The 6,305-nt window shown below is 70.2% G+C and carries 9 protein-coding genes; 4 read left to right on the forward strand and 5 right to left on the reverse strand.

Annotation, left to right across the window (positions count from 1 at the left end):
• Window positions 1-430, forward strand: a 430-nt coding sequence (locus AC1D15_RS14590) for an AIR synthase-related protein (protein WP_477826548.1), incomplete at its 5' end; no start/stop codon positions are given.
• 9 nt (window positions 431-439) lie between these two features.
• Here the strand turns inward: AC1D15_RS14590 and AC1D15_RS14595 are convergent.
• Entirely contained in the window at window positions 440-1,339 is a 900-nt protein-coding gene (locus AC1D15_RS14595; RefSeq protein ID WP_477826549.1) for a LysR family transcriptional regulator, read from the reverse strand.
• 92 nt (window positions 1,340-1,431) lie between these two features.
• Here AC1D15_RS14595 and AC1D15_RS14600 point away from each other — a divergent pair, with 92 nt between their 5' ends.
• Window positions 1,432-1,887: a GlcG/HbpS family heme-binding protein gene (locus tag AC1D15_RS14600; protein ID WP_047513368.1), complete on the forward strand. Its 456-nt coding sequence runs from the start codon at window positions 1,432-1,434 to the stop codon at window positions 1,885-1,887.
• Window positions 1,884-2,339 (forward strand): YybH family protein, encoded by a 456-nt coding sequence (locus AC1D15_RS14605; RefSeq protein ID WP_477826550.1) that lies wholly within the window; start codon window positions 1,884-1,886, stop codon window positions 2,337-2,339. Before AC1D15_RS14600 ends, AC1D15_RS14605 begins: the two co-directional genes overlap by 4 nt.
• A gap of 80 nt (window positions 2,340-2,419) precedes the next feature.
• Here AC1D15_RS14605 and AC1D15_RS14610 read toward each other — a convergent pair whose 3' ends face one another.
• The 4 genes from AC1D15_RS14610 to AC1D15_RS14625 are packed head-to-tail and all read right to left on the reverse strand — an operon-like array spanning window position 2,420 to window position 5,229.
• A complete protein-coding gene (locus AC1D15_RS14610) occupies window positions 2,420-2,866 on the reverse strand; it encodes a penicillin-insensitive murein endopeptidase (protein WP_477826551.1) in 447 nt (148 codons plus the stop codon).
• Window positions 2,867-2,886: 20 nt separating this feature from the next.
• Complete coding sequence (locus AC1D15_RS14615) at window positions 2,887-3,876, reverse strand: FAD:protein FMN transferase (RefSeq protein ID WP_477826552.1); 990 nt, start codon at window positions 3,874-3,876, stop codon at window positions 2,887-2,889.
• 1 nt (window position 3,877) lies between these two features.
• Complete coding sequence (locus AC1D15_RS14620) at window positions 3,878-5,020, reverse strand: DUF3570 domain-containing protein (RefSeq protein WP_477826553.1); 1,143 nt, start codon at window positions 5,018-5,020, stop codon at window positions 3,878-3,880.
• The gene (locus AC1D15_RS14625) at window positions 5,011-5,229 is read right to left on the reverse strand and encodes a DUF4266 domain-containing protein (protein ID WP_465111648.1); all 219 of its coding nucleotides are present in this window, start codon (window positions 5,227-5,229) and stop codon (window positions 5,011-5,013) included. The genes AC1D15_RS14620 and AC1D15_RS14625 overlap by 10 nt, the downstream gene beginning before the upstream one ends.
• 92 nt (window positions 5,230-5,321) lie before the next feature.
• Here AC1D15_RS14625 and AC1D15_RS14630 point away from each other — a divergent pair, with 92 nt between their 5' ends.
• Window positions 5,322-5,741 carry a cupin domain-containing protein gene (locus AC1D15_RS14630; protein WP_047513380.1) on the forward strand — a complete coding sequence of 140 codons (420 nt, stop codon included), beginning with the start codon at window positions 5,322-5,324 and terminating at the stop codon, window positions 5,739-5,741.
• Window positions 5,742-6,305: the final 564 nt, after the last annotated feature.

Here is a 6,305-nt window from a genome sequence, read left to right on the forward strand (position 1 = left end):
CCGCGTCGGCAGCGAACTGGGCGCGCTCGACGGCGTGCACGCGATGACCGATGTGACCGGCTTCGGGCTGGCCGGCCACCTGCTGGAGGTGTGCCGCGGCTCGGGCCTGGCGGCAGAGCTCGATTTCGCTGAGGTGCCGTTGATCGAATCGGCCGCCGCACATGCGCGCAGCGGCATCGCGACCGGCGCGTCGGCTCGCAACTGGGCGGGCTACGGGGCCGATGTGACGCTCGCGCCCGGGCTGCAGCCGTGGCAGCAGGCGCTGCTCACCGATCCGCAGACCAGTGGCGGCCTGCTCGTGAGCTGCGCGCCGGAGGCGGTCGACAAGGTGCTCGCGAGTTTCCACGCCGCGGGCTTCGGCCAGGCCGCCGTGATCGGCCGCATGCGGGCCGGCGCACCTCGGTTGACGATCCGGGCGACAGCGGCCTGAAGCACGCCATCACGCGAGCGAATCGAACTTCTTCGCGAGGAAGTCCACCAGCGCCCTCACCCGCCCCGGCACGAAGCGCCCGCTCGGCAGCAGCGCATGCAGCGGATAGGGCTCGGTCTCCCAGTCGGGCAGCAAGGGCAGCAGCGCGCCGCTCAGCAGGTCGTTGCGGACGTCGATCTGCGATTTCAGCAGCACGCCTGCGCCGGCCAGCGCCCATTCGCGGGCCAGCGACGCATCGTCGACCGTGCGGTCGCCGCGCACCCGCACGTCGACCCACTGGCCCTCCCGCCCGAAGCGCCAGCTGCGGAAGTTGCGCCCGCCGCGGTCGAAGGTCAGGCAGTTGTGCTGCAGCAGGTCCTGCGGCACCTGCGGCGCGGGATGGCGGCGCAGGTAGTCGGGCGACGCGCACAGCACCGGCCGCGACGGCACCAGCAGCCGCGCGACGAGGCCGGAGTCGGCCGGCGTGCCGTAGCGCAACGCGACATCCACATCGTCGCGCACGACATCCTTCGGCCGGTCGCCGACGCTGAGCACCAATTGCAGGCCCGGGTGCACGGCCATGAACTCGCTGAACCACGGCAGCAGGGTGGTGCGCGTCAGGTCCGACGGCGCCGCGACACGCAGGCTGCCGACCAGCGCGCCGCGCTCCTCGGTGACCTGCGATTCGCCCTCGGCCAGCAGCTCGAACGCCCGCGTCGCATAGCCGAGCAGCGTCTGCCCCTGCGCGGTCAGCCGCATCGCGCGCGTCGAGCGCTCGAACAGCCGCGTGCCGAGCTGCGTCTCCAGCCGCTTCAGCATCGCGCTGGCGGCCGCAGGCGTGATGCCGAGTGCCGCCGCGGCCGCCGTCAGCGAGCCGCCGCGCGCGGTCTGCACCAGCACCTCGAAGTCCGCGATATTGTCAACCTTCATTTGAAATTGATACTTCCAGCGCAGTCTTATCAATCAAGGATTGCGATTCTAGAGTTCGGGCCTCGCTGCCTCAACGACTCACTGGAAGATCCATGCCCCACTCGCAGATTCCCCTCACCGTCGCGTCCGCGTCGATCGCTCGCGACGCCGCCGCACGCCTGCTCGACGCCGCGCGCGCCGCCTGCCGCGACATCGGCATCGACGCCACGGTCGCGATCACCGATGCCGGCGGCCACCTGAAGGCGCTGGACCGCAGCGATGGCGCCGCGTTCCTGACCGTCGACGTTGCGATCGACAAGGCCTGGACCGCCGCCTCGTTCGGCCTCGGCACCCATGTGTGGAACGGCATCGTCCAGGATCCGGTCGTCGCACCGCTCGCACACCGGCCACGGCTGGTGGCGGTCGGCGGCGGCTGCGCGATCGTCCACGACGGCCGGGTGGTCGGCGGCATCGGCATCTCGGGCGGCAACGCGCTGCAGGACCAGCAGGCGGCCGAAGCCGCGCTGCGCGCCGTGGGTTTCGAGGTCGCCGGGACACGCACCGCATGAAGCCCTGCCAACGCCTCCCCGGGATCCTGCTCGCGATGACGCTGTTCAACGCCCCGCTCCCGGCCGCCGCGGCAGATGCCGTCGTCGTCGACCCGATCGACGCCACCGCCGACTTCTTCGCGAAGATCAGCGCGAAGGACCTCGCCGCCGTCGCGCGCTACCTGCCCGCCGAAGGCTTCACCGAAACCGTGCCGGAATCGAAGGCCCTGCTGCACCTCGACGCCAAGGCCTTCGAGGGCTTGTTCAAGTCGGGCCGGCAGATCGACCTGCGCGCCGCCGACCTCACGCTGCAGCGCTTCGGCGACACCGCGCTCGTCACCGGCACGCGGCTGGGTGGCATCGGCACGGCAGATGCCGCGCCCTCGCCCGGCCGTCTCGCGTTCACGATGGTGTGGACCTGCGCGGCGTCAGGCTGGCAGCTGCGCCACCTGCACCTGTCGCCCCAGCCCTGAGGCGCGTCAGGCCAGCGGCGCGCAGGCGACCCGGAAATCGACGTGGTAGTGCTCGTCGTGCCGCACCCAGGCGCGGCCCTTCATGAACTCGACGTGCTCGCGCAACCACTCGCCGCGCGGATCGAGTAGCCGAGCTTGTTCGTCACACCGGTGGGCAGCGGCACCGACACGCCGGCCGCGTTGCGCACCGGCACGAAGAAGTCGACCGACAGCCCGTTCTGGTGGCTGCGGTGCGGGCGGATCCGTCYGCCGCCGGCCCAGCCGGTCTCGCCGTAGACGAACACCGTGCCGGGCAGCACGGCCGCGAGTTGCACATACGCGTCGACCACGATGTCGCGCACCGTCGAATGCACATGCGTGCGGCCGGCCGTCACGCCGAGCCGGCTGTAGGCAGAGAAGTTGGCGCCGGCTGCCGGCAGCGCGACGCCGTCTTCGAGGCGGCCCTTGGCCACCGTGCCGAAGCAGCGGCTCGCGGCCGACGCGGGCAGCGTGGCTGTCGCCGCGATGGCACCTGCCGCCGCAAGCATGGCTCGTCGAGGGAGCCCGCTCATGCCGAGGCTGCCTCGCTCTCGCCGCGCTGCCACAGCTCATGGCGATGGATGCCCCCCTGCGCATCGACCGCCAGGTAGCCGACGTTCTGCGACTGCAGGAACGCCAGCGCGTCCGCCTGCAGCAGCATCGCGATCGTCGTCAGCGCGCCGGCCGCCAGGCAGGCCGGCGCCACCACGCTGACCGACTGCCAGTGCGACACCGGCATGCCGCTGCGCGGATCGAGGATGTGGCAGTAGCGCACGCCCTCGTGCTCGAAGAAGCGTTCGTAGTCGCCGCTGGTCGCGAGCGCGCCGTCGCCGAGGTCGATGCGGGCGATCAGCGCGCGCTCGTGCCGCGGGTGCTGCACGCCGAGCACCCAGGGCCGGCCATCGGGCCGCGGGCCGATCAGGCGGATGTCGCCGCCCAGGTTGACCATGCCGTGGCGCACGCCGCGCGACTGCAGCAGCGTCGCGGCGCGATCGGCCGCGTACTCCTTGCCGAAGCCGCCGAAATCGAGCTCCATGCCGGCCATCGGCAGCTCGATGCGGCCGGCCTGCCCTGCACCGCGCCGCAGCCAACGCAACCTGTTCCAGCCGACACGCGGCAGCAGCTGCTCGAGTTGCCCGTCGGCGGGCTTGCGCTGCGCCTTGAAATCCCAGGCCTGGCGCAGCATGCCCGAGGTGATGTCGAACAGCCCGCCGCTGCTCGCATGCAGCTGCGCGGCGAAGTCGAGCAGGTCGGCCGTCTCCGTGTCGACCTCGACCGGCCGGCCGCTGCCCGCCGCCGCGTTGATGCGCGACACCACGCTCGCCTCGCGATAGCGCGAGAACTTCGATTCGATGCGTCGCACCTCGGCGATCGCCTCGCGCGCGAGCGGCTCGGCCTTCTTGCGGCCGAGGGCGGCGATGCGGATCTCGCATTCGCAGGCCATCGCGCTGAAGCCGAAGCCGAGGTCGTCGGGCTGCGCCTCGGCGCGCGCCGACATCGGGTGGGACACGGTCGTCACGCTAGAACTTGCGGCTGATGCCGACCTGCAGCATGCGCGCCTTGAACGGCTCCAGGCCCTGCGAGCCCTCGCCGCCGGCGCGCCACTCGCCGCGCTGCTGGTAGGCCTCGCCTTTCAGGTCGAAGGTCCACAGCGCATCGACTGCCCATTGCAGCTTCAGCCCCAGCGTGAACGCGCCGAAGGCCGACAGGCGCTGGTCCGGCGAGTTGTACGCGGTGGCATCCCAGCCAACCGGGAACGGCGCGCCGAGCGTCGTGTCGTACACCGGATCGGTGTAGAACGACGCGGCGCTCTGCGTGTAGTAGCGCAGCAGCGGCGCGAGACTCACGCCGCCGCCGACCGGCTTGAACCATTCGAGCTGCAGCGTGCTCGCCTTCACCTGCCAGCTGTCGTTGTAGGCGCGGTAGCTGGTGCGCAACGTGGAGCCGTCGCCGGCGAAGTGGTGGTTCCAGCGCAGCAGCAGCGCGGTCTGGCGGCGCTCGCTGGGGCGCGCATCGAGCGCCTTGTACGGATCGTTCAGGTAGCCGGTGCTGCGGCTGTGCGTCAGGTTGGCCTGCACCAGGTCGTCGCCGGTGACGGCCTGCGTGACGCCGACGATGAAGTCGTTGGTGCGCTTGCGCTCGTCGCGGATGTTGCCGGTCTCGCCGCCCGCGGTCGGGTCGATCTTGTCGCCGGCATGGCCGAAGCCGGCATTCCAGGTGGTGTTGTTGTCGTCGCTCGACAGCGTGCCGGCCACCGAGAACGCGCGCGACAGGTAGTCGTGCTCGGTCGAGTAGGCGCCGCCCAGCGACAGCGACGAGCGCTGGAAATAGCGCGTCACCTTCAGGTCGCCGGCCTTGCGCTCGTCGTCCATCGTCGACGCGCCGGACACGCTGCTGTGGTAGCGCGGCGTCGCGCCCGACACGTGGTCGACGGTGGCCGTCGCCTCGAGGCCCCAGTCGCGGCCGAGCGGCGCGACGAGCAGGAACGATGGCGAGTTCACCGTGATGCGTTTCCAGCCGGGTTGCGAGTCCTGGTAGTTCAGGAAGCGTAGGCCGATGAGGCCTTGCTCGGGGGCGTTCTCGGCCCGCGCTGACGAATGCCAGACGCCGGGCAAGGCCAACGCGGCGAGCACCAGGGTGCCGAAGGGGGCGGTCAGTTGCATCCGCAGCCTCCACCACCGACGCCGTAGCCACCGGACGCGTTTTCCTTGCTGGTGTAGATGTGCTGCTCGAAGCGCTGCTCCAGCGCATCGCCGCCCATCGTCATCTCGGGCTTCGCGAGATGGCCTTTTTCCCAGGCCTTGGGCGGTTCGTAGTTGGCGCAGCCGGCCATGCAGCCCAGCACCAGCAGCCCGATCGCTGATTTCGTCATGGTGTTCCCCTGTCGTCGCGCGAGACTTTAACTCCCGGCGTGGAACGCTTCATGCATGCCGCCGGGCACCGTTTGAACGCTGGAGGTTCGCGATGCTGGACAGCGCCACCACGAAGTTCTCACACGTGAAGCCGGGCGACACCGCCTGGCGCAGCGACGGGCTGCGGGATTTCTTCCTGTACCGCGACCTCGGCGTCGAGGAAGCCACCCGGGGCCGGGTGCTGGCGCAGCTGGTCAAGGCCAACATGGCACCCGAAAAGGGCACCGGCTGGCACCGTCATGAGGCGGAGTTCCACATCGTCATCATGACCAAGGGGTGGGCGAAGTTCATGTACGAGGACCAGGAGACGCTGGTCTCGGCCGGCGACTGCGTGCACCAGCGCCCTGGCATCGTGCACTACCTGTTCGACTACTCGCCCGACATGGAGTACATCGAGATCGTCGGGCCGTCGGACTTCAAGACCATCGACATGCCGGGGCCGTGCGAGGTGCCGCCCGTGACGCCTTGGTAGCGAGTCGGTGACCGCCGGACTGACGGCATCGGCGCGAACAAAGGCGCGGGTGGGGGATGTGGGGCTCGCCGGCCGGTGCGGTCGCCGCGCGGGGCGCGTCGACTCCCCTGCGCTGTGCAGTTTGAAGGCCCGTCGCCCAAACTCCCTCCACTCACTTCGTTCGTTGTGGTCAAACAGTGGGCGACAGTCAGTGCACGAAGCGCGCTGGCGCGCGCGGGCCTTCAAACTGCACAGCTCCGGCGCCCCGTCCTGATTGGCGCTCCCCACATCCCCCACCCGCGCCTTTGCCGAACCAGTAGCTCGATGCGCGCAGCTCGGGCGACAGCCCGGGCATCAACCCCCACTTGTTCGCTTGTCACCTACCCAAAGGCAGGGCGGTGGCACAAGGCGCGTGCGGGGAGTCTGTGGAGCGCCAATAAAGACGGGTCGCCGGAGCTGGCTGGTTTCATGGCCCGCGTGCGCAGCACGCTTCGTGAACTGACTGTCGCCCACTGTTTGACCACAACGAACGAAGTGAGTGGCGGGAGTTTGGGCGACGGGCCATGAAACCAGTCAGCGCAGGGG

It is taken from the genome of Rhizobacter sp. P2_H2 (assembly GCF_056403375.1).

Bases quoted from the DNA above. Each gene is read 5' to 3' on its own strand.
- AC1D15_RS14595 (WP_477826549.1), bottom strand. From the start codon at position 1,339: ATGAAGGTTGACAATATCGCGGACTTCGAGGTGCTGGTGCAGACCGCG.
- AC1D15_RS14600 (WP_047513368.1), top strand. From the start codon at position 1,432: ATGCCCCACTCGCAGATTCCCCTCACCGTCGCGTCCGCGTCGATCGCT.
- AC1D15_RS14605 (WP_477826550.1), top strand. From the start codon at position 1,884: ATGAAGCCCTGCCAACGCCTCCCCGGGATCCTGCTCGCGATGACGCTG.
- AC1D15_RS14620 (WP_477826553.1), bottom strand. From the start codon at position 5,020: ATGCAACTGACCGCCCCCTTCGGCACCCTGGTGCTCGCCGCGTTGGCC.
- AC1D15_RS14625 (WP_465111648.1), bottom strand. From the start codon at position 5,229: ATGACGAAATCAGCGATCGGGCTGCTGGTGCTGGGCTGCATGGCCGGC.
- AC1D15_RS14630 (WP_047513380.1), top strand. From the start codon at position 5,322: ATGCTGGACAGCGCCACCACGAAGTTCTCACACGTGAAGCCGGGCGAC.